The sequence below is a fragment of the Paraburkholderia sacchari genome, from assembly GCF_000785435.2.
Classification (GTDB): domain Bacteria; phylum Pseudomonadota; class Gammaproteobacteria; order Burkholderiales; family Burkholderiaceae; genus Paraburkholderia; species Paraburkholderia sacchari.
This window is the reverse complement of record NZ_JTDB02000001.1, coordinates 142,142-168,754: the sequence shown is the minus strand read 5'-3', so window position 1 is coordinate 168,754 and position 26,613 is coordinate 142,142. Positions and strand designations below refer to the sequence as shown.

The window sequence follows — 26,613 nt, the reverse complement described above, 5'->3', positions numbered from 1 at the left end:
TTGGCTTTCCGCAGAGATCGACATGACAGTCATCCGTTCCGAAGCTCCGCTCGTCTGGCGTGAGATTGCCGCCGTCGCGGCGGGCGCGCCCTTGCAGCTTTCGCCCGGGACCGAGGCGCGCATTCGCGGCGCGCGCGCCATCGTCGAACAGATAGTTGCACGCGGCATTCGCGCCTATGGCGTGAACACGGGCGTAGGCGCGCTTTGCGACGTAGTGGTGTCTCCCGCTCAGCAACATGAGTTGTCGCACAACATCCTCATGAGTCATGCAGTGGGCGTGGGCGCTCCGCTTGGCAAGGAGGAGACCCGCGCGATCATGGCTGCCGCGATCAACAACTACGCACATGGCGGTTCGGGCGTGCGCGTCGAGATCGTCGCGCAACTCGCCGCGTTGCTCGAAGCCGATTGCCTGCCCGAAGTGCCGGCCTTCGGCTCGGTGGGCTATCTGAGCCATATGGCGCATATCGCGCTCGTGTGCGTGGGCGCGGGTCACGTGCGCTGGCGCGGCGAGCGTTTGGGCGGCGCCGAGGCGCTCGAACGCCTTGGGCTCGCGCCGCTCGCGCTCGAAGCGAAGGAAGGTTTGAGCCTGGTGAACGGCACGCCTTGCGTGACGGGCCTCGCCGCGCTGGCGCTGGAGCGCGCGCAGCGCCTGCTCGACTGGGCCGATGCGGTGGCCGCGATGAGCTTCGAAAATCTTGGCGGCCAGATAGCGGCATTCGATGCGCAGTCGCTCGCGTTTCGTGTCTCGCCCGGGCTTGCCCGCGTGGGCGCGCGCATGCGTGCGGCGCTCGCGCAAAGCGGCCTCCTCGCGGCAGCGCTCGGGCGCCGCACCCAGGATCCGCTCAGCATGCGCACCATTCCGCACGTGCATGGCGCCGCGCGCGACGTATTGGCCGCCACGGAGGAGGTTGTGAACCGCGAACTGGCGTCGACGACGGATAACCCCATCGTCGACGGAACGCCCGACGCACCACGCGTGTTCTCGCAGGCTCACGCCGTGGGCGCGTCTATTGCGCTTGCGATGGATAGCCTCGCCACCGCCGTCGCTCAGGTTGCGGCGATGGCGGAGCGCCGTCTCGACCGGCTCGTCAACCCGCTCGTGAGTGGCCTGCCCGCGTTCCTCGCCTATCCGGGCGGCACACATTCCGGCTTCATGATCGCGCAGTACACGGCCGCTTCGCTGGTCGCGCAGAACCGGCGCGATGCCGCGCCGGCGAGCCTCGATGGCGGCGTCACATCGGGCCTCCAGGAGGATCATCTGTGCCATGCCACGCCGGCCGCGCTCAAGGCGCTGGCCGTGATCGAAAATAGCAGCCGGATTCTGGGCATAGAACTGCTCGCCGCCGCTCAGGCATACGATCTGCAGCCCGTGGCGGCCGTGCGGGCGGATTACACGCAAACGCTGTACGGGCAGATTCGCAGCGTCGTGCCAACGTATCGCGACGACCGGCCGCTCGCCGGCGACATGTCGGTGGCGTTTCGCATGATCGCCGGCGGCAGCCCGCCTCCGCTGCCCGATCCGCAAGCCGCGCCTTGCACGCCGGAGCCCCTGGCGTCCTGCGCGTTACAGCCGCCGCTGCAAGGCGTGGCGACACCGGGCACGCACGCCTCGGCCAATGAGGAAATGCCGGGCGCGGTGGGCCACTGAGGCGAGGGGAAACACAACGACATCGCGAGCGCTCGTGGATGCCCCCGTCGGCTGAATACGGGAGCTGCGCCATTGCATGAATCCGCCGAAGGAGCCAGACAAAGAATGAACATCGATGCTTCAGCGCGCACCGCGGACGAGCTTGGGCCGGACGTCCGGATACGCAAGGTGGCGGCGCCGTACGAGCAGATCAAGCGCTACGTGATGGAGCGCGTCGCGAACGGCACCTGGAAGACCGGTGACGCGATCCCCTCCGAGACGATGCTGGTGAAGGAATTCGGCGTGGCGCGCATGACCGTGTCGCGGGCGCTGCGCGAACTCACGAACGATGGCGTACTCAAGCGCGTGCAAGGCTCCGGCACTTTCGTCGCGCCGCGCGACTATGAGTCGACGGTGCTCGAAATCCGCAATATCGCAGACGAAATCGCGGCGCGCGGCCATCGCCACGCGGCGCAAGTGTTGACGCTGGACGCGAGCGGCGACGAGGCGGCGCTCGCCGCACTGGACCTCGCGACCGGTCCGGTGTTCCATTCGCGCATCGTGCATTTCGACGAGGAAGAGCCCATCCAGTACGAAGACCGTTACGTGAACCCGGCGCTCTTTCCGCACTACCTCGAGCAGGATTTCAAGCTCGAAACGCCGAATCAATACATGGTGCGGCTTGCTCCCATTCAGCGGGCGGCGTTCCGCATTTATGCACGCAAGCCCGACGTTTATATCCGCGGTCATCTCGACATGGAAATCGGCGAGCCGTGTCTCATGGTCGAGCGCCGTACGTGGGTCGGCGACGCGGTGGCCACTTCGGTGCAGCTCTGGCATCCCGCGTCGCGCTTTCATCTGGCGGGCACGGTGTAAACCTCGCACACAAAGGTGAGCTTCTCCGGGACCCGTGATGAAGTCCCGGCCTCGCTTCCTCACCCCACACCCAGGTCATTGATTACACAGAAAACTCCGCCGCGCGCGGGACGCGCGGCGAGTGCTCCAAGCCGTTAAAGGTGAGCATTTTCGGGATCTCTCGCCAGGCAACACAAAGGTGAGCCCAACATCCGCAACCCGCGCACCGCCCCAGGCAAACATCAATTCGGCTTCCCACGCACCTCACCGCGCGATCGCCCCGCAGCGCGATCGCTATCGCTATCGTCGTCATCGTCACTCGCGGCACGCTGGCCATCCCCATACATGCGCCCTTCGACATCGCTCCCGCTCGCGCGTCCAATCAAGAAGCTGCGCTGCGGATTCGCGAGCTCGATACCGCGCTCCGTGAACCGCGCCAGCACGCGTCGATTGAACTCGCGCTGCACGCCCCATCGCGCCGAGTCCTTGCACTGCATCTGCCCCACCAGCGTCACGCTCGCCCCATCCACCTGATCCACGCCCCAGTACGCGAAGTCGCTGAGAATGCCGTTCTTGTATGCCTCGTCGTTGCGAATCTCCGCGCCGATTTCCTTGAGCGTGTCGATGGCGCGCTGCAAGTCCGCGCCATGCGCGATCAGCACCTTCACCGCTGCGTTGCCGATGCCGCGATTCGTGTTGTTCACGGTCGTCACCGAACTAAACGGCACGGTGTAAAGCGAACCGTCGCCGCCGCGCAAACGCACCGTGCGGATCGAGAGAAACTCGACCGTGCCCGAGACGCCCGCGACCGTAACCCAGTCGCCCACCTGCATGGCGTTCTCGGTGAGCAGGAAGATGCCGGTGATGAAGTCCTGCACGAGCTTTTGCGAGCCGAAGCCCAGCGCGACGCCGAAGATGCTCGCGCCCGCGATCAACGGAGCGGTGTTCACGCCGAGCTGCGAGAGCGCCGTGAGCCCGACCACCACGAGGATCGCGACGAACAGCATGGTGCGGAACATCGGCAGCAGCGTGCGCAGGCGCGCCGCGCGCACGAAGTCGCCGGCATCGGTCCACGCGTTCAGGCGCCGCTCGGCCGCGCCGTTCGCGGCTTCCCAGATCACGATGGCCACGGCGATGGCGATGGCGATCGTCAGCAGCGCGGAGCCGATCAGGTGTCCGATGGGTGCGTTCGTGATAAGACGGCCCGGATGCAGGCCCCAGACGCGCAGCAGGATGTCGAGCGTGGCGATCCACAGCACGGCGGTCACGACGCGCCGCAGCGCCGGGTAGTAGCGATACGCGCGGCGCTGCGCGATCGTCATGTTCTCGCTGTTGCCGTTCGGGTCGAACATGCGGCCAAGCGCGCCGAGCGAGACGATGGCTACCACGCGCGCGGCGAGCAGCACGGCGAGCGAGATGCCGCCGGCGCGCATGAGTTCGCGGTAGCCGCCGCGCAGGTCGAGCGCCCAGACGAACCACAGCGCCATGACGACGAAGACGGCCGCGGCGGCCCAGATGTCGGCGAACCAGTGCACGAGATACGCGAACGAGCTGCGTTCGGCGGCCGACTTGCGGATGGCCGCGGCCACCGGCTGGCGGCATTGCAGAATCGCCACCGCGAGCGCTACGTGCGCGAACAGGATGACGAGCTTGAGCAGGGCGAGATGCGTGTCCTCGGTCATGCCGAGCGGCACCGCGCCGCCGAGCGCGCCGCCCACGCCGCCGATCACGACGATGCGTTCGACCCAGCGCTGCGCGAATTCGGCCCAGGTGCCGGAGAGCGGCATGAGCCGCAGGGCGTCGGCGTCGGGCGCAAAGAGCATGTTGCCGATGACGATGATGGTGCGGCAGACCACCCACGTGTCGACGATTTGACCGACGGCGGCGGCTGGTGCGGCGTCCGCGGGGTTCATGAGCGAGAGCACGCCGGCGGCGCACAGCCCGAATGCGATCACGGGCACGAGTTCGAGCACGGCAACGAGCAGCGCCCAGGGCAGGCGTTTGAGCAGGCGCCAGTGCTGCGCGCTGCGGATGCGGTGGCGCGTTTCGCGCGCGAGCGAGGCGATGCGCTGCCCGGAGGCGTTGTCGGCTTCGGCGGCGAGGGCGCTGGCTCGTGCGCTGGCGTGCTCGTCGAGGCTGGTGTCAGTGGTGGCGTCCGTGCCGGGGGGCGCGGCGGCCGGCGTCATGCCGGCAGCGGCGCGCAGGGTCGCCTGATCGGTTTCTGCTGGCTGCACGCTGGCTGCTTCAGGCGCTGAAGGTGAGGAATCCGTAGTAGCTGGCGCATCTGCGGCATTCGAATCCGCCGCCGGGCCGCCGTTCGTGCCTCGCGCCTCGTCCGCATCCTGTGCGAGCGCCGCATGCTCGACGATCGCACGGCGCGGCTTGCTGATCACGCGGCGCAGGATCGCCTCGATCGCGAGCGCCGGCACGAGCGTGAGCAGCAGCACGCGCATCAGCGAGAGCAGCATCGCGTGGCCTTGTGGCGTGCCGAGGCGGGTACTCCACCAGTCGCGTGCGGACGCAACGTTGAAGAGCGCCGCGCGCGCGCTCAGCAATCGCTGGCCGACGGCCTGCACGCCGCGCGCGGCGCCGTCGGCGATTTGCAGCACGAGGCCATTCGAGCGCAGCGCGTTCGCGAGCGGCGTGGACGCCGCAGCGCTGCTGGCCGCCGATGCCGATGCTTCGCTCGCGCCCGCCGGAGCCGCCGTGGGGGCCGAAGCCGGCGTGGCGAGCGCGCCCGCAGCGGCGATCGCGCGCAGCGTGTCCGTCACGTGCGCGCGCTGAACTGGATCGTCGAGCACCCGCAATGCCGCGTTCGCTTGCGCGGGCGTCAGCACGACCGGCGCGGCGGGGTTCGTCGTGGACGCGGCGGCGGGCGCCGCCGCGCTGCACGGCGCGGCCCAGGGCAGGGCAAGCAGCAACGTGCACACGAAGGCGGCAATTAGCGTGTTGCGGCACTGCGCGGCACGCGACTGTAAGCGGGAGGAAAGAGACGTCCTGGGCATGGGAGGAGTGCGATATCGAATCCGGATCGCTGTGCGTCAGCAAGTTTCGTGCCCCGAATTCGCGGGGCCGGTCATTGACGCGACGGCACGCGCGGCATGAGGACCCAGAGTATGCGCTGCGTCGCGGCGTTTCAAGCTCGATGCAGCCGGATGTAGTGCGTGACGGTTTTGCCGAAGTCAATCAACGCTGATTCAGATTCGAGTGGTGACGCTTCGCTGATCGGGGATATCGCAACTAACAGCCAGGTCCGCGAGATCCCCACCAATTGGGCGGCGTTGCGGGTTTTGATCAGTGGCGCAGGAGATGCGCCCAGTGCTACCGTTGCGCGACACTGCTGCTGGCGGGCCTCGTGTCCGGTGTGGTGACCTTCGTGGTCGGGCCGCTCGCGGGGCTGCTTTCCGACCGCATCAGCCGGCGCGCGCTGGTGTTCTGGCCGCGCCTCGCCGTGGTCGTGCTGATCTGGCCGGCGTTCCAGTGGCTGTCCAGCGGACCGGATGCGGCGCGCCTGCTCATCACCGTGGGCGGCCTGAGCGTGCTGCTCGCGTTGCAGGCCGCGCCCGCCATCACGATGCTGCCCGAAATGTTCCCGCGCGCGGTGCGCGCGACGGGCATGGCCATCGTCTATAGCGTGTCGGCGTGGCGATCTTCGGCGGCTTCGCGCAGGCCATCTCCACGTGGCTCATCAAGCTCACGGGCGACCTGCATGCGCCCGCCTGGTACGTGATGGTGTGCGTGGCGCTTTCGTGCCTCACACTGCCATTCATTCGCGACCTCACCGGCAAGCCGCTGGAGGATTGAGGGCCGTGTTCTATCCGGCTCTGCGCGCCGCTTCCAGATTCGCGTCGAGTTGGCGCGCGAGACCGTAGAGCATGCCGAGCGCCGGCGCGGCCACACCCGCGCGCTGCGCGAGTTCATAGGGCGCGCCCAGCAGCGCCTCCACTTCGAGCGAGCGGCCCGCTTCCACGTCTTGCAGCATGGAGGTCTTGAACGCGCCCAGCTTGCGCGTGATGGCGTTGCGCTCTTCGATGGTCATGGCAAGGCCGATGCCGAATGCCTCGCCTATCGCGCGCGCTTCAGCCATGACCGCTTTCACGAGGCTCGCGGTCAGCGGGTCGTCGAGGATCACGTCGGCGGTCGAACGCGTGAGCGCGCTGATGGGGTTCATCGTCATGTTGCCCCAGAGCTTGGCCCAGATTTCATGCTGGATCTGCCCGGTGGCCTGCACTTCGAAGCCCGCTTGTGCGAGCAGCGCGCACGCTTCCTTGGCGCGCGCCGGCGTGCGCTGCGAAGCGCCGCCCACGATCAGCAGATTGCCCCGGCCTTTGCGGATCACGCCAGGCCCCGCAATCGACGACGAGAGATGCACCACGCAGCCCGACGCTTGCGCGGGCGGCAGCGCCGCCGACACCGCGCCGCCAGGATCGACGGATTCGAGGTGACGGTCGTCGCTCGCGTCGTGCGCGCCGCCGAACTCGGCGAGGAACCACCACGGCACGCCGTTCATCGCCGAGACGATGTGCGTGTGCGGACCGACGAGCGGCGCAAGCGAGGCGGCGGCCTGCACCAGCGCCTGGCCCTTGAGGCAGACGAACACGATGTCCTGAGCGCCGAGCGCGGCGGCGTTGTCGGTGGCGTGCACGCGGGCCGTATAGCGCGAATCTTCTTCGAGTATCGTGAGGCCGTCGCGGCGGATGGCATCGAGATGCGCGCCGCGCGCGAGCACGTTGATTTGTGCGCTGTTATCTGCGCGCGCGAGCCGTGCCGCAATGAGGCCGCCAATCGCGCCGGCGCCCACTACCGTGATGGTGCGTTGCGGGGCATTCACGGTTTACTCCTTGTAAGAAGGGTCGATGCGATCCACGCGGCGGATCAGCGCCGCGAGCACATTCTCGCCCGCGCCATGCGCGGGCGAGAATTGCAGCGCGTCGCGCGTGGAGCGCGCGGTAATGGCCGGGTCGATGGGAATGGTCTGGCCGCGCATCGAGTCGGTGACGCACTGGATCTCGCACGCGCGATTGAGCGTCCAGAGCAGCACGAATGCGTGCGCGAGGCTCGTGCCGTGGGCGAGCAGGCCGTGATTGCGCAGGATCAGCAGGCGGCGGTCGCCCATCGATTTCAACAGCCGCGGCTTTTCTTCGTCGTGCACGGTGATGCCTTCGAAGTCGTGGTAAGCCACCATGCCGTGCAATTGCGCCGAATAAAAGTTCGTGTACGCGAGGCCGCTTTCCATGCACGCGACGGCAAGTCCCGCCGTGGTGTGCGTGTGCATCACGCAATGCGCGTCTTCCACGTGGGCGTGAATCGCACTGTGGATCACGAAGCCGGCCGGGTTGACCGGATAGTCGCTGGGGCTCAGGATCTGGCCGTCCAGATCGACCTTCACGAGGTTCGACGCCTTGATCTCGTCATACGCGAGGCCGAACGGATTGATCAGGAAATGCTTCGCGGGACCGGGCACGCGCAGCGTGATGTGATTGAAGATCAGCTCGGTCCAGCCCATCAGGTGAAATACGCGGTAGGTGGCCGCGAGCCTCACGCGTGCAGCCCATTCTTGCGGCTCGCACCAGTGGGGGCGAGCCGCATCGTCGGGTATTGCGCTCATGGGGCGTCTCCGTATTGAGTTGGCGCGAGGGCAACGATATCAGACGAAATTGAAGCCGATGCCGCCGAGCGGCCCGTAGTCGGCATGGAAGGTGTCGCCCGCGCGCGCGGTAATGGGCGCAGTGAACGAGCCGCTCAGAATCACGTCGCCGGCTTCGAGGCGTTCGTCGTGGCGCGCGATCCGGTTCGCGAGCCAGGCCACGCCCGTGGCCGGATGATTGAGCACGGCGGCGGCCAGCCCGCTTTCCTCGACTGCGCCGTTCTTGTAGAGCAGCGCGCCGACCCAGCGCAGGTCGACGTCGAGCGGCTTGACCGGGCGGCCGCCCAGCACCACGCCCGCGTTCGCTGCGAAGTCCGAGATCGTGTCGAACACCTTGCGCGGCGCCTTCGTCTCGCGGTCGAACTGCTCGATGCGCGCGTCGATGATCTCGATTGCGGGCGTGACGTAAGCGGTGGCGTCGAGCACGTCGAACAGCGTGACGTCCGGCCCTTGCAGCGCACGGCCCAGCACGAAAGCGAGCTCCACTTCCACGCGCGGCGCGATGAAGCGGTCGGCGCGAATATCGCTGCCGGCTTCGATAAACATGCTGTCGAGCAGCGGCGCGTAATCGGGCTCGTCGATTTGCGAGGCGCGCTGCATCGCGCGCGACGTGAGGCCGATCTTGCGGCCCTTGATCGTGTAGCCCGCCGCGAGCTTGAGCTTGACCCACTCGCGCTGGATCGCATAGCCGTCGTCGATCGTCATCGACGGATGGGCGCGCGAGAAGTGGCGCAACTGCGTGCGCGTGCGTTCGGCTTCGTCGAGCTGCGCGGCCAGCTCGCGAATGAGTTGCGGATCCAGCATGGCGATTTCCGTGGTTTGCTTTTAGGGGCGCTCAGGTCTTGAGCCGGGCGTGCAGGTTGTTGTGCTTCCACGCGCCTTCCTCGCCGAACTCGACGATTTCCAGCGAAAGCGCGAGCCCATGCGCGGCGAACGCTACGGCAAAGTGCTGCTTGATGGCTTCGAAGAGCGCGTCGCCGGTGGCGCGGCGCACCTCGGGCGAGCGGCCCGCGCCGATCTTCAGGCAGCCGTGCAGGAAGGCGTTGTGCGGGTCGCCGTCGGCGATGAAGTACTGATTGCAGCGCAGCGCGCGCGTGCGGATGCCGCCGCGCGGGTACACGCGTGCGCCGTTCGCGTCGCGCTGCGCGTCGAGCACGTGTGCGAGCGTGGCGCACAATTCGCCAATGCTCGTTTCGTCGGCGAGATTGGCGCTGTATTCGAGGGTGAGATGCGGCACGAGAGGCTCCTTCGAAATTCAGACGGGCAGCGGCGTGACCGGAAAAATCGCGTTGATCTGCCCGGTGCCGGAGCTGCCGAAATACGGCGTGATGACTTCGGCGCGGCCTGCGTAGCGGTCCCAGCCGAGCGCGCCCAGCAGCATCGCGGTGTCGTGCATGCCGCCTTCGCCCCAGCATTTTTCGGCGTAGAGCGGCAGCATTCCGCAAAAGGTGGTCCAGTCGCCGCGCTCCCAGAGCGACACCACATGGCGGTCCGTTGCTTCGAGGAACGGATCCCAGACCTTGTGCATGAACTGCTCGGCGGTGCCGTTGTTCGCGAAGTGGTGGCTCAGCGAACCGCTCGCGAGAATCGCGACGGTGCCGTCGTAGCGCTCCTCGATGGCGCGGCGCACCGCAAGACCGAAGCGCACGCTCGTGGCGAGGTCGTGCCACATGCACCAGCCCGCCACGGACACCGTTTTGAAGTGCTGGTCGGCATTCATATAGCGCATTGGCACCAGCGTGCCGTATTCGAGGTCCAGCGTGGTTTCGCTGTGCGCGCGGCTCTTCACGCTCATTTCATTGGCGACATCGGCAATCGAATGGCCGAGCGCGGGATTGCCCGGGTACGCGTACGGCATGTTCTTGATGAAATGCGGCAGCTCGTTGCTCGTGTAATTGCCCGCGAAACGCGGCGCGCAGTTGATGTGATATTCGCTGTTCACGAGCCAGTGCACGTCGAACACGACGATCGTGTCCACGCCAAGCTCGCGGCAGCGCCGGCCGATTTCGCGGTGGCCGTCGATGGCGGCCTGACGGCAGCCCTTGTGCGGTCCGTCGAGCTCGGAGAGGTACATCGACGGCACGTGTGTGATCTTGGCGGCCAGCGCGAGTTTGCCCATTTCGATCCTCAGCTTGATCAAGCGCCCCAGCGTGGAATGTGATGCGAGCCCATCGACACGCACACGTTCTTCGGTTCGAGAAATACTTCGTAGCTCCAGGTACCGCCTTCGCGGCCCACGCCCGAAGCCTTCGAGCCGCCAAACGGCTGGCGCAAATCACGCACGTTCTGGCTGTTCACGAAGCACATGCCCGCTTCGATAGCGGCGGCCACACGCAGCGCGCGCCCTGTGCTTTCGGTCCACACGTAGCTCGACAGGCCGTAGGCAATATCGTTCGAGAGACGGATGGCATCGGCTTCGTCGTCGAAGGGAATCAGGCACGCAACCGGCCCGAAGATCTCTTCCTGCGCGATGCGCATGCGGTTATCGACATCGACGAACACCGTGGGCTGCACGAAATTCCCTTGTTTCAGGGCCTCGGGCAGCACGGGCGCATCTAGCCCGCCACACGCGAGCGTTGCGCCTTCCTTTGGCCCGAGTTCGATATAGCCGCGCACCTTGGCGAGATGGCCCTGGCTGATCATCGGGCCGACCACGGTTTTTTCGTCGAGCGGGTCGCCCACGGCGATGCGCTTCGCACGTTCGACGAAGCGCGCGGCGAACTGCGCGTAGATCGAGCGCTGCACGAGAATGCGCGAGCCCGCCGTGCAGCGTTCGCCGTTGTTCGAGAAGATCATGAACACGGCGGCATCGAGCGCGCGCTCGAAGTCGGCGTCCTCGAAGATCACGAACGGCGACTTGCCACCCAGCTCCATCGAGAATTTTTTGAGGCCCGCAGTTTGCACGATGCGATTGCCCGTGGCCGTCGATCCCGTGAACGAAACTGCGCGTACGTCGGGGTGCGCGACGAGCGGCTCGCCCGTTTCCTTGCCGTAACCGTGCACGATGTTCAGCACGCCAGAGGGAATGCCAGCTTCGAGCGCAAGCTGGCCCAGCATTGCGGCGGTAAGCGGTGAAAGCTCGCTCATCTTGAGCACGGCGGTATTGCCGAACGCGAGGCAGGGCGCCACTTTCCAGGTGGCCGTCATGAACGGCACGTTCCAGGGAGAAATGAGCGCGCACACGCCCACGGGATGAAACAGCGTGTAGTTCAGGTGCGTGCTGGTGGGGTAAGTGTGGCCGTCCACCGCCGTGCACATTTCGGCGAAGTACGTGAAGTTGTCTGCCGCGCGCGGCACGAGTTGCTTGCCCGTTTGCGAAATGGTCTGGCCCGTGTCCTGCGTTTCCGTCTGCGCGATCTCGGGCACGTTCTTCGCAATCAGTTCGCCCAGCTTGCGCACGAGTTTCGCGCGCTCCGCTGCCGGCTTCGCGGCCCACGCTCGAAAGGCGTTCTTCGCGGCGCGCACGGCAAGGTCGACTTCTTCTGCGCCGCCGCGCGCGACTTCTGCGAGCACCTGCTGGTTCGCGGGGTTCACGGTCTCGAAGTAGTCGCGGCCCGCATGGGCGCGGCCGTCGATCAGGTGTTCGATGCGCATGGCGTTCTCGCTGGTTTTCCGCTCAGGTTTGTTGCATGGGTGACGATGTGCGGCCGAACTCGGCGTCGGACGCGATCGTGTTGACAAGGCGGCCTAGGCCGTCGATTTCGCAGATCACTTCGTCGCCGGCGTTCACGTTGACGATGCCTTCGGGCGTGCCCGTGAGAATCACGTCGCCGGGCGCGAGCGTCATGAAACCGCTCAAATACTCGATCAGTTCGGCAATGCCGGTGACGAAGTCGCGCGTGTTGCCGCGCTGCTTCAGTTCGCCGTTCACGTATGTGCGCAGTTCTAGCGCATTGACGTCGGCGATATCGGCGGCGTCGACGAACCATGGTCCGAGCACCGTGCCGCCATCGCGATTCTTCACGCGCAGGTTCGGGCGATAGTAGTTCTCCAGATAATCGCGGATCGCATAGTCGTTGGCGATGGTGTAGCCCGCGACGTGCTGCATGGCGTCTTCGCGCTTCACGTTTTGCGCGGTGCGGCCGATCACGACCGCGAGTTCGCACTCGTAGTGCATGAAGGCGACGTCGGCTGGGCGGCGCGTGATGCCGCGATGCCCGATCACGCTGCCCGGCCCCTTGAGGAACACGAGTGGCTCTTCCTGCTTCGTGAATTGCAGTTCTTTCGCGTGCTCGGCGTAATTGAGGCCGAGCGCGAAGATCGTGCCGGGCTCGAACGGCGCGAGCCAGACCACTTCATGCTCTTCGCGCACGCGGCCATCGGCGAGCCGCACGCGCTGGCCTTCGGGGCGTGCTTCGTGAATGGCGCCTGCGTAGGCAACGCGTCCTCGCATCATGCTGCGGCTCCTTGCGCGACGGTTGGTACAACAAATTCGATGGCAAGCGCGGGCCAGTCCGAGATGGAAATGGTTGCGTGCGCACCCGAATGCACGACGGGCACGCCATGCGGCACGCCGAGCGTGAGCACGTCGCCGGCCGAGAGCGTCATGAAATCGGTCACGTCCGCGAGCAGTTGCGCGACGCCGCGCACGCAGGTGGACGTATTCGCGCTGAAACGCGGCTCGCCATCTATATCGACATGGATCGCGAGCCGGTCCGGATCGGCGACATGCCTGCGCGCCTGCACCGTCGGCCCGATTACGCAGAAGCCGTCGCGCGCGCGAAAGCGCACTGAGGGGCGATAGACGCTTTCGTGCGGCACGCTGAGGTCGGCGACCAGCGCATAGCCCGCGATGTAATCGAACGCTTCACCCGGCGCAACGCGCGCGGCGGTCCGGCCGATCACGATGCCCAGCGACGCGCCAACCTGCACGCCTTGCACGCCCGGCACGCCCACGCGCACGCCATGGCCGGCGAGCGTATTGCGCGGCTTGAGATAAAGGACGGGCGCGCGCGGCGGCGCTTTGTAGGGCGCCGCGTTCACGGCGTCGCCCAGGGCTTCCAGCGCGGCGCGGTCGTTGAGCAGCGTGCCGTAGACGGCGCCGGAAATGGGGGCGCGGCAGCGCGCGCCATCGGCCAGCAGCGCGCGCGCCGCGCTTGCGCTCACGTCGCGCGGCAGTGCTTCGCCTTCGAGATGCAGCAGATGGTCGGCCAGCGAAAACATGTCGTGACTCGCTTTCCCATAAACACTAATATGTAAGTGAGTCTGCGCTGGCTATGATCGAGCGTCAACCATCGAAGCAGATTTCGCGGGTTTCCCCTGGAATGAAGTGAACCAAGCCGCCATGTCCGATTCTTCCCGCACGTCCACGCGCGTCGCGCACCGCAACCTGCCCATGCTGCTGCTGCGCGCGCGCGAAAAGATGATGGAGCGCTTTCGTCCGTTGATCACGGCGCATGGGCTCACGGAGCAGCAGTGGCGCGTGATTCGCGCGCTCAACGAAAGCGGGCCGCTGGAGCCGCGTCAAATTTCCGATTTGTGCACGATTTCGAGCCCGAGCATGGCGGGCGTGCTCGCGCGCATGGAGGCGCTGGGCCTCGTGACGAAGGAGCGCTTCGCCGACGACCAGCGGCGCGTGCTCGTGAAGCTCACGAAGAAGAGCCACCAGCTCGTGAAGGCGATTTCGAAGGATCTGGAGGCGCGCTACAAGGCGCTGGAAGCCGAGGTGGGGCCGGAGGTCGTGGAGCGCGTGTATCGGGCCATCGACGATTTGCTGGCCGGGCTCGAATGAATGAGTGAGCGGCGCCTGGCAATGCTTTAGCGCCGCTTTGAAAAGGCGTCCGTTCAGCCCAGCGCCGCGAACGCCGCATCGAGCTCGGCCGCTGCGCCCGGGCGCACCACGCGCGCGATTTCCGCGCCATCGCGCAGGAAGACGAGCGTGGGCCACAGCTTCACGCGAAACGAGCGGCCGAGCGGGCGGCCCGGACCGTCTTCCACCTTGATGCGGCGCACGCCGGGGTGCTTCGCGAACGCATCGCCAATCAGGGGCTGCGCGCCTTGGCAATAGCCGCACCAGTCGGTGCCGAATTCGAGCACGGCAAGACCGCTCAGCGCATCGATTTCCTGGCGGCCCGGGGCCTTGGTGGCGTAACTCATTACATCTCCTGTAGACATCGTCCCCGTACGATACCGCAAGCGGCTCCGGCGCGTTGGCGCTTCCGCGTCCCTCTCAGGCGCACTTCAGGCGCGCTTCAGGCGAGCGCGCGCGTGGCAATCGTCGCGGTCGACTCGATGCGCTCGATGAGCCAGCCATCGTCGCCATGCGCGGCGGCAATGGCGTCGATTTCGGCGAGCAGCGCGTCGAGCTGGCTGCCCAGGCGCTCGCGCGAGAGGCTCGACATCGAGAGCGGGCGCGCCTTCAACTGCTCCGCGCTCACGCGCCGGTACTCGATCACCGAAATGCGCTCGATGGCGGCGAACGCCGAGCGCGCGAGCACGTCGATGTGGCTCTCCCAGTTCGGCGAGCGGCGCAACTCTCGCGCGGGATCGGTATTGGCGTAACGGTCGAGCAGGTCGCGATAGTGCGCGGCCCACGGGCGCTGCGGGTCGTCGAGATGCGTGGTGTTGAAGAGCGCGACGGCGCCGCGTTCGCCGAGGATCGCGTGGAGACGCGCGAGCGTATCCACGCGATCCATCCAGTGAAACGCGCGACCAATCACGGCGAGATCGAACCTGCCGAGTGCGGGCGAGAGTTCATACGAACTGCCCCGGCGGTACTCGATGTTCGGCGCGATGCCCGCGCCCAGCTGCGCGGCGACTTCGAGCATGGCGGGCTCGGGGTCGATGGCCACGGCGCTGCCCACCCAGCTTGCGAAGGCGAGCGAGAGCTGGCCCGGGCCGCAGCCGAGGTCGAGCAGGCGCTGCGTGCCGTCCAGGCCGCTGCGCTGCGCGACGCGGCGAATCAGTGCGGGCGAGTACGCGGGGCGGCCGCTCAGGTAATGCGGCGCGGCGTTGTGAAAGCGTTCGGGAATGAAGGGCGTGACCTGGTTCATGGGCTATCGGATGATCGGGTTCGCGGCAGACTCGCCCAGTCTGGGGACGCGCGTGGGTTGCGTCAAGGTGGATTGCCGCACGTTTGCCGCAAAGGTGAGTCTTTTCGGGAGTGAGCGAAGTGCCGCGCGCGAGCGCACCGTCGAGGTTTCGCGCGCGTCTTGCTTTGATCATCTCGTCGCACAGAAAGTGCCTTGAAACAAGGCGTAATCTGCAACGAAGCGCCGGATACGCAGGTGCCCCGCAGTGCGTTGCCGAGCGCTGAAACTTGCGCTCGAATACGTCTTCATTGCACAAAGGTGAGCGTTTCCGGGAGTCTCCCGGAAGTCTCCCGGAAGCCGGCCCGCACACAGCCGGCTTGCCAGGAAACGATCGAACCGACGCTTGTTTTCGGGGCTTTTCTTTGCGTTCGCCATGAGCCTCGGCAAGCGTGAACGGCGCACGCACCGGCGCGATACGCGCAAAGGTGAGAAGATTCGGGAGCAGCCCGTGCGTTGCCCGGCATGCCCGGCGGCGTCCAATGGACGACTGCCTGTGATGGGTATATAACAGCAGTGCGGGATTTTTTTCCACGAAGTACCAGCTAGGGGAAACGGTTCATCATGACGAGCGACGACACGCGCAAGGATGACGCTCAAGCGGCAGGCGGTAACGGGCAAAAGGACGATCTGGAGAATCTCAACGCGGCGTTATCGCACGTCGACGAAGGGGTGAAGAGCGGCAGCATCGCCAAAGGCGCGGCCAAGGGTCTGGTCTTCAGCCTGATCGAAACGCTGGGCGCGCTGGTGGGCGACCCGGACCTGCCCGAACATGCGCGTTCGGGCTATGAAGGCTTGCTGGAGGCGGCGCGCGAACTGCGCGTGAAGCTGGAGCGCTGAGCAACCCTGGTGTTGCTCAAAACCGCGCGGGCGGCGTGTGCAACATGCACGCCGCCCGCGCATCGTTTTTGGGGTTTCAAGGTTCGGGTTTCAGGATTCGGCGAGCAACGCGGTGGCCAGCCCGGGCGGCGCGTCGCCGATCCGCAATGCCGGCGTGCCGTGCCAGTCGGCGCAACGTTGCAGCGCGCGCCGCAGATCGTTCACGAGACGGCCGCTTACGCGCACGCCCGGCTCCAGATGCAGCGACTTCAATTCGAACACCGCCTGGGCACGATGCGCTTTCGCATCGGCGCGGCCGATCAGTTTTCCGCGGCTCAATATCGGCAGTACGAAGTAACCGTATTTGCGCTTGTGCGCTGGCAGATAGCATTCGATTGCGTAGTCGAAGCCGAATAGCGCCGTCGCGCGCTTGCGCTCCCATACGACCGGATCGAAAGGCGAGAGCAGCGTAGTGGTCGTCGAGGCCAGCGCGCCGCTCGCGGCGCCGTCGATGAGCGGCGCGAAGTCGCGATGCACGAACGCATCGTGCTTCCAGTCTTCCACGCGCACGGGCACGAGTTCGCCGGCGTCGGCGAGCGCGTGCAGCGCCTCGGCGTACGGGCGGCGCGGCAGGCGGTAGTAGTCGGCGGCCCAGTCGGTGCGAATCACGCCCAGCGCCCGGCAGGTGCGCAGCAGCAGTGTGCGCTCGGCGTCGGCGCGAGCGGGCAGATCGCGCGCGTCGCTCCAGTTGGGCAGCACGCGTTCGGTCACGTCGTAGATGCGCTGAAAATTACGGCGCTCGGCCACCATCAGCGCGCCGGTCGAGAACAGCACTTCCAGATGGCGCTTCTCGGGCTTCCAGTCCCACCAGCCGCTGCCTTTCGCGCCCTTTTCGCGGGCGAAATCGGCGGAGCGCACGGGGCCGTTCGCGCGAATGCGTTCGAGCAGCGCATCGATCTCGCGGCGATGCTTCGCATGCCATTCAGCCGGATATTTCCAGCCCATGCCCGAAGGGTCGAGCATGCGATGGCGCAGCAGGCCATAGTCCTCGATCGGTACGAAACAGGCCTCGTGCGACCAGTATTCGAAGAGCCGGCCTTCGGCGAGGTGGGCGTCGAGCCAGCGCGTGTCGTAAGCGCCGATGCGGCTGAACAGCACGAAGTAAGGACTGCGCGCGACCACGTGAATCGTGTCGATTTGCAGTTGCGCCATGCGGCGGATGGCGGCGAGCACGTCGTCCTGGGTGGCCTTGCGGCGCGGCGGCGCGAGCAGCCCTTGCGCTGCGAGATGAAGCGTGCGCGCCGCTGCGAGCGGCAGCGTCACGGTGGTGCGCGAAGGTTGCGCGCTTACCTCGGCTGCGGTGTCGAGCGCCGCGTCGTCACGCATGCAGGCCCGCCATCGCGGCCATGGCTGCCGGCGTCACCGTCGCGCGCGGCACGCTGGCCTCGCTCAGCCACTGGTGAATCTGCGCGACTACGGCCGCGCCTTCGCCCACCGCCGCCGCAACGCGCTTGGTCGAGCCGGCGCGCGCATCGCCAATCGCATAGATGCCATCGACCGTGGTGGCGAGGCTGCACGAGGCGTCGTTGGCGCCGGTCAGCACGAAGCCGTTCATGTCGAGCGCCACGCCGCATTCGTGCAGCCAGCCGGTGTTCGGGTCCGCGCCCGTGAAGAGGAACAGATGGCGGGCGTCGATGCGCTCCACGCCCGACAAGGGGCACGGCGCTTTCAGGCGGATGGCCGCGAGCCCCGCCTCGTCGTCCTCCAGCGCGCCGATCTCGCACGATGGATGCACGGTGACATTGGGCAGCGAGGCGATGCGGTCGATCAGATAACGCGACATCGTCGATTCGAAGCCGGATTTGCGGATCAGCACGTCGATATGGCGCGCGTGCGAGGACAGATAGACGATCGCCTGGCCCGCCGAGTTGCCGCCGCCCACCAGCACGACGTTCTCGTGTTTGCAGAGCTTCGCCTCGACCGGCGAGGCCCAGTAATAGACGCCGCGCCCAGCATAGCGGTCGAGCCCGGCAATGGCGGGCCGCCGGTAGTTCGCGCCGCTTGCGATCACGACGGTGCGCGCACGCACGTTGCCGCTGCAGGTTTCGAGGCGGCGCGGCGCTTCGTTGCAATAGAGCTTGCGCACCATGACCGGGATGGCCACGTGTGCGCCGAACTTCTGCGCCTGCACGAACGCGCGGCCCGCGAGCGCCTGGCCCGAGATGCCGGTGGGAAAGCCGAGGTAGTTCTCGATGCGCGAGCTGGCGCCCGCCTGGCCGCCCGGCGCGCGCGCATCGAGCACGATCACCGAAAGGCCTTCTGATGCCGCGTACACCGCGGTCGCGAGACCCGCCGGGCCGGCGCCCACCACGGCCACGTCGTAGACGCGCTCGCCGTCGAGTTCGGGCAGGAGGCCGAGGCAGGTGGCGAGCTCGGGCGAAGTGGGGTGGCGCAGCACCGTGCCATCGGGGCAGATCACGAGCGGCAGGTCCTCGTTGCGCGCCGCGTAGCGCTCGATCACGCCGAGCATGACGCTCTCGTCGCGTTCGTCGAACACCGTGTACGGATGGCCGTTGCGCGAGAGAAAGCCTTGCAGCGAGAGCATGCAGGGGTCGTCGTGCTTGCCGACCAGGATCGGGCCGCCCGCGCCTTTCTCGATCAGCGCGACGCGCCGCAGGATCAGCGCGCGCACGATGCGCTCGCCCAACTCTGCCTCGGCGACGATGGCCGCGCGCAGGCGCTCGGGCGCAATCACCAGCGCCTCGACCGGTTCGAGCGCGAGGCCGTTCACAAGTGACGGCCCGCCGGAAAGCTGGGCCACTTCGGCGAGGAAGCTGCCGGCTCCGTGTTCGTTGATGAGCCGCTCGTGGCCGAGCCCGTCGCGCTGAAATACCTTCACGCGGCCGGTGAGCAGCACGAACATGCCTCCGCCGGTCATGCCGGTCTGGAACAGCAACTCGCCCGCCGCCCAGCTGCGCCGCTCGCCAAAGCGCGAGAGCCGCACGATCTCCTCGTCGGAGAGGATGGGGAACATCTGGTGGCGCCGGGTAGAGAGCGTCGAGAACGGCGCTTCGGCGGCGTTGCTTGCGTCGGTTGGAATAGCGCCCATCAGGCGGTTCTCCTCATGCGCGTGGCGGCGCGAGAGACGCCGCGAGAATCCAGCGCGGATCTGTGTGGATCAGTGTGAATCTGTATGAATCAAACGGGCTTCGGCGTGATGTTGACCGGCACCTCGGGCTGTGCCACGACTTGCAGCGATTCGAGCGTGCGGCCCGAATCGCGCCAGGCGTCGAGGCCGCCGAGCAACGGCAGCACATCGACAAAACCGGCCTCGGCAAGCTGCTTGGCCATCCAGGCCGCCGAAATCTCGTTGGGACACGAGCAGTAAATCACGAGCTTCTGCTCGCGCGGATACTTCTGGACGATCTCGTCGAGCTGGCGTTCATCGGCGAAGAGCGACCCCGGGATGATGTACGGATCGAGCTTGCGCTTTTCTGCCGAGCGGATGTCGAAGATCACGGGCGGCGGCTGGTTGTCCATCGCGCGGTAGAGGTCGTCCACGGTGATGCGCGCGTTCGCGAGCTTCTTGATGAGCTGGCGGCGGCGCTGCCAGCGATATGCCGCGTACAGCAGCAACAGCACGACGATCACGACCGCGGTGAGACGCCCGAGGCGGCTCGCGCCCGCGAACAGCATGTCGATTTGCGGTGCGAACAGCACGCCGATCAACAGGCCGGTGCTCGACCAGAGCGCCGCGCCAATGCCGTCGAAGCCCACGAACTGGCGATAGGGCGTGCCCATCGCGCCGGCCATCGGCACCGAGACGATCGACAGGCCCGGCACGAACTTGGCGATGGCGAGCACGCGCACGCCCCAGCGGCCGAAGAAGCGTTCGGTCTTCTTCACGCAGGTGTCGCGCGAGAGCGAGAGCTTGCAGAGCGTCTTGAGCGTGTTACCGCCGTAGAGCCGGCCGGCAAGAAACCAGACACTGTCGCCGATGAGCGTGGCGACGATGGACAACCCGAGCACCGGTGCAACCTGCTGGCCGATCGAGCCGGGATGCATGGCGGCCATGGCGCCGAACAGCACGAGCGCCGGCATCGCGGGCACGGGCAGGCCGAGCGATCCGGCCAGCACGTTCAAGAACACGAGCGCAGGCCCGTACTGCGCGATGAGGTCATGTAGCATCGGCTTACTTCCTTGCCACGGGAGCGCCGCACGGACGGCGCGAACTGGAAGAATAACGTTTCGATTATGGACGCATTTCGACAGCGTTCAAGCGAGGTCCAAAGCATACGCCCAATGCGGATTTGTTGCCCGTGGACATGAGCGCGGCGGGTATGCCAGGAGGGCTGGCTTGCCGCGCAAGCGGCGCAGCGAATGAAGCGCATAGTGAATATGCGCGGTGGAAGACGCGCCGCGTGAACGCGCGTGCGTTAGCGAAGCCACCGCGACGGCGTCTTCGCTCAAGGGCCGGCCGGCGCGCAGGCCGGCTGGCGGCCGCGAGTTACCGGTTGTGCGATTCCCCTGGAAGCTCGGCGCCCTGCGCGCGGATGGCCGCGATCAGTTCTGCAGGCGTGATTTCATAACGCACTTCGCGATGGACGCCCGGCTTGCGCTCGTCGACTTCGATCAGCAAAAGGCTCTTGCCGTCGGCCGCCGATTCGAGACGCAGAGAGCGCGTGTCGCGCCCGGTCGAGTCGTCATGCTCGGTGAGCAGGGTCATGCTTCCGGAAGACCCAGTCATGCGCATTGATGTTGTCCTCGTGTGTGGTCGAGCCATTGTACGGGGTCGGCTGCGTGGCGTCTCATCGTAGTGAGCGCGGGCGCACACTGCAGGCCGCCGTACCCCCCCGGCCAGCCAGTGTAACGCGAGTCCAGGCCCGCACGCATGCCCGTATGAGGATTTTTGCGTGCCGTGCAACGCTGCATGCGCCCTGTGTTGCCGCATGGTTCGTTGTCATGGGCATGACGCAAACCGGCCTTATCGGTTTCCCGACTGACGACTGACTATCGGTTCCCGTATTACCTCACCATTCAGGCAAGAAAAAACGGCTCACCCGGTAGAGGCCAGGTGAGCCGCTGAAACGCCGTTGTTACTCGGATCAACACCCAGGTCCTGGGCGCTGACGGGGTACATAGTGCGGCTTCGCGCGAGTGCCGTCGAGATGGGATTTATGCCGATCTATCAGCTTAATTGCGGCAAGCAACAGTATTACGAAACGCCTTCAACGATACTCTCAAACAAGCAGCCAGTGCCCGGATTTAGACATAAACTATTATGGGTGCCGTACATCCGCGGTGTAACGCGCACCATCACGGGGCAGCGCTGGGCGTGCCGCCGTGTTGCCATGGGGAGGCCGCCGTGAAGATCTTCAAGCGCGCTCTGATCGCTTCGACGTTCGTATGGCTGGTGTGCGCGCTCCCAGGCGGCGCATTGGCAGCGCAGCCCGCCCCCGCCAAGCCCGCACCGACGCCCGCGCCAGCGTCCAGCGCGGATGCATCGGCGGCATCGGCAGCCTCGGCGCCAGCGGGCGATATGCGCAAGCTGAGTCTCGCCAACAAGCCTGCTACCGGCGACTTCGACGCGATGCTGAACCGGCGGATTATTCGCTTCCTTGTGCCGTACAGCCGCACGCTCTATTTCGTCGACAAGGGCCACGAGCGCGGGCTCGCCGCCGAGCTCGCGCGCGACTTCGAACGCTACATCAACCGCAAGTACGCGGCCCAGCTCGCGAAGCGTCCGCTGACCGTGTATCTGATCCCGACCACGCGCGACCAGCTGCTCACGAAGTTGAACGCCGGCTTCGGCGATATTTCGGCGGGCAATCTGACCGCCACGGACGACCGCCTCAAGATTGTCGATTTCGTTGCACCCCGCGACCGCAAGCCGGTGCGCGAACTCGTCGTGACGGGACCCAAGGCGCCGGCGCTGGCTTCGGTGGACGACCTCTCGGGCAAGGAGGTCTATGTGCGCAAGTCGTCGAGCTACTTCGGCAGCCTGACCCAATTGAGCGAGCGCTTGCGCAAGGCGGGCAAGCCGCCGATCCGCATTATGCCGCTGCCCGACGCGCTCGAAGACGAAGACGCCATGGAAATGGTGAACGCGGGCTTGCTGCCGATTATCGTGGTCGACGACTGGAAGGCGCGTATGTGGGCCCAGGTGCTACCGCAGATCAAGGTCCGCGACGACCTCGTCGTGAGCGGCGAGGGCTACACGGGCTGGGCGATCCGCAAGAACAGCCCGCAACTGCAGGCCGTTGTGAACGACTTCTATGTGGGCTACGTGAAGAAGCAAAGCGTGGTCGAATACCGCCTTGCGCAGTACATGAAACGCATCAAGCAGATCCGCAATAGCGGCGGCGACGCCGAGCAGCAACGATTCAAGCAGACGCTCGCGCTGTTCGAGAAGTACGGCGCGCAATATGGCTTCGATCCGCTGATGCTCGCGGCGCAAGGGTTCCAGGAATCGCAGCTGAATCAGAAGGCGCGCAGCCATGTGGGCGCGATCGGCATCATGCAGCTAATGCCGGCCACGGGCAAGCAGATGGGCGTGGGCAGCATCTCGGTTGCCGACGCGAATATTCACGCCGGCGCGAAATACATGGATGAGCTGATGGAGAAGTATTTCCCCGACGCGCATTTCAGCGGCAGCGAACGCACGATGTTCGCGTTCGCGAGCTACAACGCGGGACCGGGGAACATCGCGAAGATGCGCAAGCTCGCCGTGCAGCGCGGCCTCGATCCGAACAAGTGGTTCAACAACGTGGAGATCGTCGTGGCGGACAAGATCGGGATCGAAACGACAACTTACGTGCGCAACATCTATAAGTACTACGCCGCGTACAAGCTGATCACCGATGCCCAGCAGGCTCGCAACAAGGCCGTCGAGAGCATGCAGAAGGGATCCTGATAGCGCTGCTATTTTTTTATCGCGCTCCCGCCACCGTAAACAGACGCACGGCTTCGTCGAGCACGTCGGCCTGCTCGGCGAGCCGCTGCGCCGTGGCCGCCGCCTGCTCGACGAGCGCGGCGTTCTGCTGCGTGGCGCTGTCCAGATGCGCGACCGCCTGGTTGACCTGATGAATACCCTCGGCCTGCTCGCCGCTCGCGTTGGCAACTTCGACGATGATAGCCGAGACGCGGCTCACGGCTTCGTCGATGGCGCGCATCTGCGCGGTCGTGCGGCCGACCAGCTCCGTGCCCTGGGCGATCTCGCTCACGCTCTCGTCCACGACCTGCTTGATCTCCTTCGCGGAGGCCGCGCAGCGCTGCGCGAGCATGCGCACCTCGCCCGCGACCACGGCGAACGAGCGGCCCGCCTCGCCCGCGCGCGCGGCCTCCACGGCCGCATTGAGCGCGAGGATGTTGGTTTGGAACGCGATGCCGTCGATCACGCCAGTGATGTCGGCGATGCGCTGCGAGGCATCGGTGATGCCGGCCATCGTGTGCTCCATGCGGCTCGCGATCGAGCCGCCCTGGGCGGCGGCGGACTGCGCCTCGCGCGCGAGGTCGAGTGCGCGCGCGCTCGCCTCGGCGTTGGCCTGCACGGTGGTGGTGAGCTGCTCCATGGTCGCGGCGGTTTCCTCGACCGAGGCGGCCTGCAACTCGGTGCGGCGCGAGAGGTCGAGGTTGCCGGTGGAGATTTCGTGCGCGGCGTCGAGCATGCCAGCGATCTGGGCGCGCACATCGAACACGATGGCGGTGAGATTGGCCTGCAGCTGATTGAGCGCCTGGAGCACGCTGCCGAGATCGTCCTTCGACTCAATCGCGAGCGTGGCGGTGAGGTCGCCCGCCGCCATGCGTGTAGACGCCATCGACATCTGCGCGAGCGGGCCGCCGAGCTGGCGCGTGGCGAGCCGCCAGGCCGCGAGGCTGCACACCGCCGCCGCGCCGAAGGCGCACCAGAACGGCGTGGGCGGCAGCCCGCGCCAGGCGCCGAAGCCCGCGGCGGCGAACACGGCGGGCACGAGCGCATAGCCGGCGGCGACGCGCGTGGCCACCGGCAGGCGCAGGAACGATTGCACCGCGCCGGGAACGCCGGTGCGCACGAGCGCGCCGCGCCGCAGACGCACGCCGCGCAAACGCCCGTCGCGCATGCGCGCGTAGAGCGCCTCGGCCTCGCGGATTTCCTCGCGGCTGGGCTTCACGCGCACGCTCAGATAACCCACCACCTTGCCTTGCTCGGAGACCGGCGTGACATTCGCGCGCACCCAGTAGTGGTCGCCGTTCTTGCGGCGGTTCTTCACGAGCGCGGTCCACGGATGGCCGGAGCCGATGGTCTGCCACATGTCGGCGAACGCTTCGGGCGGCATGTCGGGATGGCGGATGACGTTGTGTGCCTTGCCGATCAATTCTTCTTTCGCGAACCCCGAAACCGAGATGAACGCGGGATTGCAATACTGAATGCGGCCCTTGAGGTCAGTGGCCGAGACGAGCATCTGCGAAGCGGGATAGTCGAATTCCTGCTGCGTGATGGGCTGGTTGTTGCGCATGGGGTTCCTTGCGTTCTTTGCAATGGGGCCGCTCACGGCCCGACAACATGCAAGGATTAACGGCATTTCCCCTACGATCTTTAGGGGATTAAAAATGCTTGATCGGCATCGTTTTCGAGCGATTCGGCCACCGCTTTCGCGATGCCGGCTTGCGAGGCGCCCCACGTGGCGTTGCCGTGGAAGTCGTTTTCGATTTGCGCCTTGTTCACGTAGAGCGTGAGCGGCTTGGCGGGAATTCCCGGCCGCGCGATCACGACGAAGGGCGCGTGGCCCGCGGAGGGCGTGGCGAGCGCCGTGGAGAACGCCTGGCCCGCGGGGCCGTTGCGCGGCCCGACCAGCACGTTGATGTGGGCGAGATTGACGCCCGGTCCTTCGAATCCTTCACCGATATAAAGCTGCTTGCACATGTGTCTGCTCCAGTGCCGATATGCGATTAAGGAATGCAACGGTGGAGCGATTGTGCGGCGGGGCTGGACAGCGCATGAATCGATGATTTCTCGCCGGGGTGCGAGGCAAACTCATATCCGGGTTAATGCCAGGGGCGCTGGGGTTGGCGGGAAGCGATGGCATCGGTGGCGGGCATTTCGTGGCGCGGACGAGGCAATTTTCTTCAATACAGGCGCACGCGCGCCTCGTACGCTCGACGGTGAATCATCGCCATTGGGCGTAACGAGGAAAACCGTGAGCACCGCACTTTCCATGGCCGCCTTCGCGCTGGCCACGTCGATCACCCCTGGGCCCGTCAACGTGGTCGCGCTGGGCGCAGGCGCGCGCTACGGACTGCGCGCGAGCTTGCGCCATGTGACGGGCGCGACAGTTGGCTTCGCGCTGTTGCTGCTGCTGATCGGACTCGGCCTGCGCGAGTTGCTCGCGAAGTTGCCGTTTCTCGCGCGCGCGATCGAATGGGCGGGCGTGGCGTTCCTGCTGTACGTCGCGTACAAGCTCGCCATCGACGATGGGCGCATCGATGCGCCGGGAGCCGCGCGCGGCCCGTCGCTCATGACCGGGGCGGCGATGCAGTGGCTCAACCCCAAGGCATGGCTCGCCTGCGTCGCCGGCATGGGCGCGTTTGCGGCCTCGGGCGAAAACGCAATCGTGTGGCAGTTCGCGGCCATCTATTTCGTGGTGTGCTACGCGTCGATTGCGTGCTGGGCATGGGCGGGCGCATCGTTGCGCCAGGCGTTGCGCGAACCGGCGCGCGTGCGTTTCGTGAACCGCACGATGGCGCTGCTGCTCGCGGCGAGCGCGCTGTGGCTGCTGCTCGAATGAACGGCCCGGACCTTAGCCGCGATATTGTCCCGGCGTGGCCGCCACGAACTGGCGGAAGGCGCGTTGAAGATGGGCCTGGTCGGCGAAGCCGGCTTCGGCGGCGACGTCGGCGATGGCATGGCCGCGCCGCAATTGCGCACGGCAGAACTCGATGCGCCGGTTCACTACATACGCATGCGGTGTCATGCCGTATTGCTCGCGAAACGCGCGGATCAAATACGAAGGCGACAAGCTTGCCGCCGTGCAGATGTCTTCGAGCTTGAGCGTGCGCGTGTAATTGCCGTCGATGAACTCGGCGGCGCGCGCGAGGCGCGGGTTGGGCTCGCGTGGCGTGCTCTCGGGCGGCGCGGGATTGAGCGCTTGCTGGAGCGCGGTGAAGTACTGCGTGACGGCGCATTCCTTGCGCAGCGCGTCTTCTTGCGGATTCACGAGCACGTCGTAGAGCGCATTGAGCCCTGCGAACAGATCGGCGCGCCACGTGAGCGTCTGCGCGAACGGAACGAATGTCGCCTGCGTGCCGAAGCCCTGCGCGTGCTGGAGCTTCGCGAGCCAGCCCGTGTCGAGATGGAACATGCGATAGGACCATGCCTCGTCGGCGGCGGGATTGCATGCGTGCACAACGTTCGGGTTGACGATGACCACGGCGCCCGCGTGTACGCGCTCGAGCGTGTTGCCGTTCAGATAGGTGCTGCGCCCGCCCGTTACCGCACCGATCGAGAACGTGTCATGCGCATGACGGCCGTAGCGCAGCTTGCGGCCGTCGGCAATGGCGCGGACTTCGATGAACGGCAGAGCCGGGTCGCGCCAGAAAGAGGGCGTGGAGTCGGTCGGTTGTGGCACGGTGGGCCTCGGTGGCGATGCGGCGCGAAGAAT

The 26,613-nt window shown here is 66.3% G+C and carries 24 protein-coding genes and 1 pseudogene; 7 read left to right on the top strand and 18 right to left on the bottom strand.

The window, feature by feature from the left end:
• The first annotated feature begins 22 nt into the window (after positions 1–22).
• Both NH14_RS00710 and hutC read left to right on the top strand, forming a co-directional pair.
• Positions 23–1,648, top strand: a complete 1,626-nt coding sequence (locus tag NH14_RS00710; protein WP_035530061.1) for an HAL/PAL/TAL family ammonia-lyase — start codon at positions 23–25, stop codon at positions 1,646–1,648.
• 105 nt (positions 1,649–1,753) lie between these two features.
• The gene (gene hutC / locus NH14_RS00705) at positions 1,754–2,503 is read left to right on the top strand and encodes a histidine utilization transcriptional repressor HutC (protein ID WP_084225718.1); all 750 of its coding nucleotides are present in this window, start codon (positions 1,754–1,756) and stop codon (positions 2,501–2,503) included.
• A gap of 221 nt (positions 2,504–2,724) precedes the next feature.
• Here hutC and NH14_RS00700 read toward each other — a convergent pair whose 3' ends face one another.
• Complete coding sequence (locus NH14_RS00700; RefSeq protein ID WP_152617207.1) at positions 2,725–5,487, bottom strand: mechanosensitive ion channel family protein; 2,763 nt, start codon at positions 5,485–5,487, stop codon at positions 2,725–2,727.
• A gap of 266 nt (positions 5,488–5,753) precedes the next feature.
• On the opposite strand from NH14_RS00700, the gene NH14_RS00695 reads away from it, so the two are divergent.
• A complete protein-coding gene (locus NH14_RS00695) occupies positions 5,754–6,212 on the top strand; it encodes an MFS transporter (protein WP_152617208.1) in 459 nt (152 codons plus the stop codon).
• An 84-nt stretch (positions 6,213–6,296) separates the two neighbouring features.
• On the opposite strand, the gene NH14_RS00690 is transcribed toward NH14_RS00695, so the two are convergent.
• Genes NH14_RS00690 through NH14_RS00655 form a run of 8 tightly spaced genes read right to left on the bottom strand, consistent with a single transcriptional unit; the run spans position 6,297 to position 13,292 of the window.
• Entirely contained in the window at positions 6,297–7,313 is a 1,017-nt protein-coding gene (locus NH14_RS00690; RefSeq protein WP_035530065.1) for a 2-dehydropantoate 2-reductase, read from the bottom strand.
• Positions 7,314–7,316: 3 nt separating this feature from the next.
• Complete coding sequence (locus NH14_RS00685) at positions 7,317–8,090, bottom strand: class II aldolase/adducin family protein (protein WP_035530068.1); 774 nt, start codon at positions 8,088–8,090, stop codon at positions 7,317–7,319.
• Positions 8,091–8,129: 39 nt separating this feature from the next.
• Positions 8,130–8,933, bottom strand: a complete 804-nt coding sequence (hpaH, locus tag NH14_RS00680; RefSeq protein WP_035530069.1) for a 2-oxo-hept-4-ene-1,7-dioate hydratase — start codon at positions 8,931–8,933, stop codon at positions 8,130–8,132.
• 31 nt (positions 8,934–8,964) lie between these two features.
• Positions 8,965–9,366, bottom strand: coding sequence for a 5-carboxymethyl-2-hydroxymuconate Delta-isomerase (locus tag NH14_RS00675; RefSeq protein WP_035530072.1), 402 nt, complete (start codon positions 9,364–9,366; stop codon positions 8,965–8,967).
• 18 nt (positions 9,367–9,384) lie between these two features.
• A complete protein-coding gene (hpaD, locus tag NH14_RS00670) occupies positions 9,385–10,248 on the bottom strand; it encodes a 3,4-dihydroxyphenylacetate 2,3-dioxygenase (protein WP_035530272.1) in 864 nt (287 codons plus the stop codon).
• A gap of 17 nt (positions 10,249–10,265) precedes the next feature.
• Positions 10,266–11,723 (bottom strand): 5-carboxymethyl-2-hydroxymuconate semialdehyde dehydrogenase, encoded by a 1,458-nt coding sequence (gene hpaE / locus NH14_RS00665; RefSeq protein ID WP_035530074.1) that lies wholly within the window; start codon positions 11,721–11,723, stop codon positions 10,266–10,268.
• Positions 11,724–11,745: 22 nt separating this feature from the next.
• Positions 11,746–12,525: a fumarylacetoacetate hydrolase family protein gene (locus tag NH14_RS00660; RefSeq protein ID WP_035530076.1), complete on the bottom strand. Its 780-nt coding sequence runs from the start codon at positions 12,523–12,525 to the stop codon at positions 11,746–11,748.
• On the bottom strand, positions 12,522–13,292 hold the full coding sequence (locus NH14_RS00655) for a fumarylacetoacetate hydrolase family protein (protein WP_035530077.1): 771 nt from the start codon (positions 13,290–13,292) through the stop codon (positions 12,522–12,524). The genes NH14_RS00660 and NH14_RS00655 overlap by 4 nt, the downstream gene beginning before the upstream one ends.
• 172 nt (positions 13,293–13,464) lie before the next feature.
• On the opposite strand from NH14_RS00655, the gene hpaR reads away from it, so the two are divergent.
• Positions 13,465–13,860 carry a homoprotocatechuate degradation operon regulator HpaR gene (gene hpaR / locus NH14_RS00650; RefSeq protein WP_035530274.1) on the top strand — a complete coding sequence of 132 codons (396 nt, stop codon included), beginning with the start codon at positions 13,465–13,467 and terminating at the stop codon, positions 13,858–13,860.
• 53 nt (positions 13,861–13,913) lie between these two features.
• Here the strand turns inward: hpaR and NH14_RS00645 are convergent, their stop codons facing one another.
• Both NH14_RS00645 and NH14_RS00640 read right to left on the bottom strand, forming a co-directional pair.
• The gene (locus tag NH14_RS00645; RefSeq protein WP_237179490.1) at positions 13,914–14,225 is read right to left on the bottom strand and encodes a thioredoxin family protein; all 312 of its coding nucleotides are present in this window, start codon (positions 14,223–14,225) and stop codon (positions 13,914–13,916) included.
• Positions 14,226–14,320: 95 nt separating this feature from the next.
• Positions 14,321–15,121, bottom strand: coding sequence for a class I SAM-dependent methyltransferase (locus NH14_RS00640; protein WP_035530082.1), 801 nt, complete (start codon positions 15,119–15,121; stop codon positions 14,321–14,323).
• A 600-nt stretch (positions 15,122–15,721) separates the two neighbouring features.
• Between NH14_RS00640 and NH14_RS00635 the strand changes: the two genes are divergently transcribed.
• Complete coding sequence (locus NH14_RS00635) at positions 15,722–15,997, top strand: hypothetical protein (RefSeq protein ID WP_035530085.1); 276 nt, start codon at positions 15,722–15,724, stop codon at positions 15,995–15,997.
• 90 nt (positions 15,998–16,087) lie between these two features.
• On the opposite strand, the gene NH14_RS00630 is transcribed toward NH14_RS00635, so the two are convergent.
• The 4 genes from NH14_RS00630 to NH14_RS00615 all read right to left on the bottom strand — a co-directional run bounded on the left by NH14_RS00630 (position 16,088) and on the right by NH14_RS00615 (position 20,729).
• Positions 16,088–17,362 carry a winged helix-turn-helix domain-containing protein gene (locus tag NH14_RS00630; RefSeq protein ID WP_084225720.1) on the bottom strand — a complete coding sequence of 425 codons (1,275 nt, stop codon included), beginning with the start codon at positions 17,360–17,362 and terminating at the stop codon, positions 16,088–16,090.
• Entirely contained in the window at positions 17,355–19,085 is a 1,731-nt protein-coding gene (locus NH14_RS00625; protein WP_052148261.1) for an FAD-dependent oxidoreductase, read from the bottom strand. The genes NH14_RS00630 and NH14_RS00625 overlap by 8 nt, the downstream gene beginning before the upstream one ends.
• Positions 19,086–19,174: 89 nt before the next feature.
• Positions 19,175–20,164 (bottom strand): DedA family protein/thiosulfate sulfurtransferase GlpE, encoded by a 990-nt coding sequence (locus tag NH14_RS00620; RefSeq protein ID WP_035530088.1) that lies wholly within the window; start codon positions 20,162–20,164, stop codon positions 19,175–19,177.
• 319 nt (positions 20,165–20,483) lie between these two features.
• A complete protein-coding gene (locus tag NH14_RS00615; RefSeq protein ID WP_035530091.1) occupies positions 20,484–20,729 on the bottom strand; it encodes a hypothetical protein in 246 nt (81 codons plus the stop codon).
• 612 nt (positions 20,730–21,341) lie between these two features.
• On the opposite strand from NH14_RS00615, the gene NH14_RS00610 reads away from it, so the two are divergent.
• A complete protein-coding gene (locus NH14_RS00610) occupies positions 21,342–22,889 on the top strand; it encodes an MltF family protein (RefSeq protein WP_407947111.1) in 1,548 nt (515 codons plus the stop codon).
• Positions 22,890–22,905: 16 nt separating this feature from the next.
• Here NH14_RS00610 and NH14_RS00605 read toward each other — a convergent pair whose 3' ends face one another.
• Both NH14_RS00605 and NH14_RS00600 read right to left on the bottom strand, forming a co-directional pair.
• On the bottom strand, positions 22,906–24,471 hold the full coding sequence (locus NH14_RS00605) for a methyl-accepting chemotaxis protein (protein WP_052148262.1): 1,566 nt from the start codon (positions 24,469–24,471) through the stop codon (positions 22,906–22,908).
• Between the two features lie 110 nt (positions 24,472–24,581).
• Positions 24,582–24,878, bottom strand: a pseudogene (locus NH14_RS00600) (formaldehyde-activating enzyme); the annotation flags it as partial.
• Between the two features lie 274 nt (positions 24,879–25,152).
• On the opposite strand from NH14_RS00600, the gene NH14_RS00595 reads away from it, so the two are divergent.
• Positions 25,153–25,740, top strand: a complete 588-nt coding sequence (locus NH14_RS00595) for a LysE family translocator (protein WP_035530093.1) — start codon at positions 25,153–25,155, stop codon at positions 25,738–25,740.
• Positions 25,741–25,752: 12 nt separating this feature from the next.
• Here NH14_RS00595 and NH14_RS00590 read toward each other — a convergent pair whose 3' ends face one another.
• Positions 25,753–26,580 (bottom strand): AraC family transcriptional regulator, encoded by an 828-nt coding sequence (locus NH14_RS00590; protein ID WP_035530095.1) that lies wholly within the window; start codon positions 26,578–26,580, stop codon positions 25,753–25,755.
• Positions 26,581–26,613: the final 33 nt, after the last annotated feature.

What these genes read in the sequence shown, in the direction of transcription:
- NH14_RS00710 (WP_035530061.1), top strand. Translation starts at nt 23, where the DNA reads ATGACAGTCATCCGTTCCGAAGCTCCGCTCGTCTGGCGTGAGATTGCC.
- hutC (WP_084225718.1), top strand. Translation starts at nt 1,754, where the DNA reads ATGAACATCGATGCTTCAGCGCGCACCGCGGACGAGCTTGGGCCGGAC.
- NH14_RS00700 (WP_152617207.1), bottom strand. Translation starts at nt 5,487, where the DNA reads ATGCCCAGGACGTCTCTTTCCTCCCGCTTACAGTCGCGTGCCGCGCAG.
- NH14_RS00685 (WP_035530068.1), bottom strand. Translation starts at nt 8,090, where the DNA reads ATGAGCGCAATACCCGACGATGCGGCTCGCCCCCACTGGTGCGAGCCG.
- hpaH (WP_035530069.1), bottom strand. Translation starts at nt 8,933, where the DNA reads ATGCTGGATCCGCAACTCATTCGCGAGCTGGCCGCGCAGCTCGACGAA.
- hpaD (WP_035530272.1), bottom strand. Translation starts at nt 10,248, where the DNA reads ATGGGCAAACTCGCGCTGGCCGCCAAGATCACACACGTGCCGTCGATG.
- hpaE (WP_035530074.1), bottom strand. Translation starts at nt 11,723, where the DNA reads ATGCGCATCGAACACCTGATCGACGGCCGCGCCCATGCGGGCCGCGAC.
- NH14_RS00660 (WP_035530076.1), bottom strand. Translation starts at nt 12,525, where the DNA reads ATGATGCGAGGACGCGTTGCCTACGCAGGCGCCATTCACGAAGCACGC.
- NH14_RS00655 (WP_035530077.1), bottom strand. Translation starts at nt 13,292, where the DNA reads ATGTTTTCGCTGGCCGACCATCTGCTGCATCTCGAAGGCGAAGCACTG.
- hpaR (WP_035530274.1), top strand. Translation starts at nt 13,465, where the DNA reads ATGCTGCTGCTGCGCGCGCGCGAAAAGATGATGGAGCGCTTTCGTCCG.
- NH14_RS00645 (WP_237179490.1), bottom strand. Translation starts at nt 14,225, where the DNA reads ATGAGTTACGCCACCAAGGCCCCGGGCCGCCAGGAAATCGATGCGCTG.
- NH14_RS00640 (WP_035530082.1), bottom strand. Translation starts at nt 15,121, where the DNA reads ATGAACCAGGTCACGCCCTTCATTCCCGAACGCTTTCACAACGCCGCG.
- NH14_RS00635 (WP_035530085.1), top strand. Translation starts at nt 15,722, where the DNA reads ATGACGAGCGACGACACGCGCAAGGATGACGCTCAAGCGGCAGGCGGT.
- NH14_RS00630 (WP_084225720.1), bottom strand. Translation starts at nt 17,362, where the DNA reads ATGCGTGACGACGCGGCGCTCGACACCGCAGCCGAGGTAAGCGCGCAA.
- NH14_RS00625 (WP_052148261.1), bottom strand. Translation starts at nt 19,085, where the DNA reads ATGGGCGCTATTCCAACCGACGCAAGCAACGCCGCCGAAGCGCCGTTC.
- NH14_RS00620 (WP_035530088.1), bottom strand. Translation starts at nt 20,164, where the DNA reads ATGCTACATGACCTCATCGCGCAGTACGGGCCTGCGCTCGTGTTCTTG.
- NH14_RS00615 (WP_035530091.1), bottom strand. Translation starts at nt 20,729, where the DNA reads ATGCGCATGACTGGGTCTTCCGGAAGCATGACCCTGCTCACCGAGCAT.
- NH14_RS00605 (WP_052148262.1), bottom strand. Translation starts at nt 24,471, where the DNA reads ATGCGCAACAACCAGCCCATCACGCAGCAGGAATTCGACTATCCCGCT.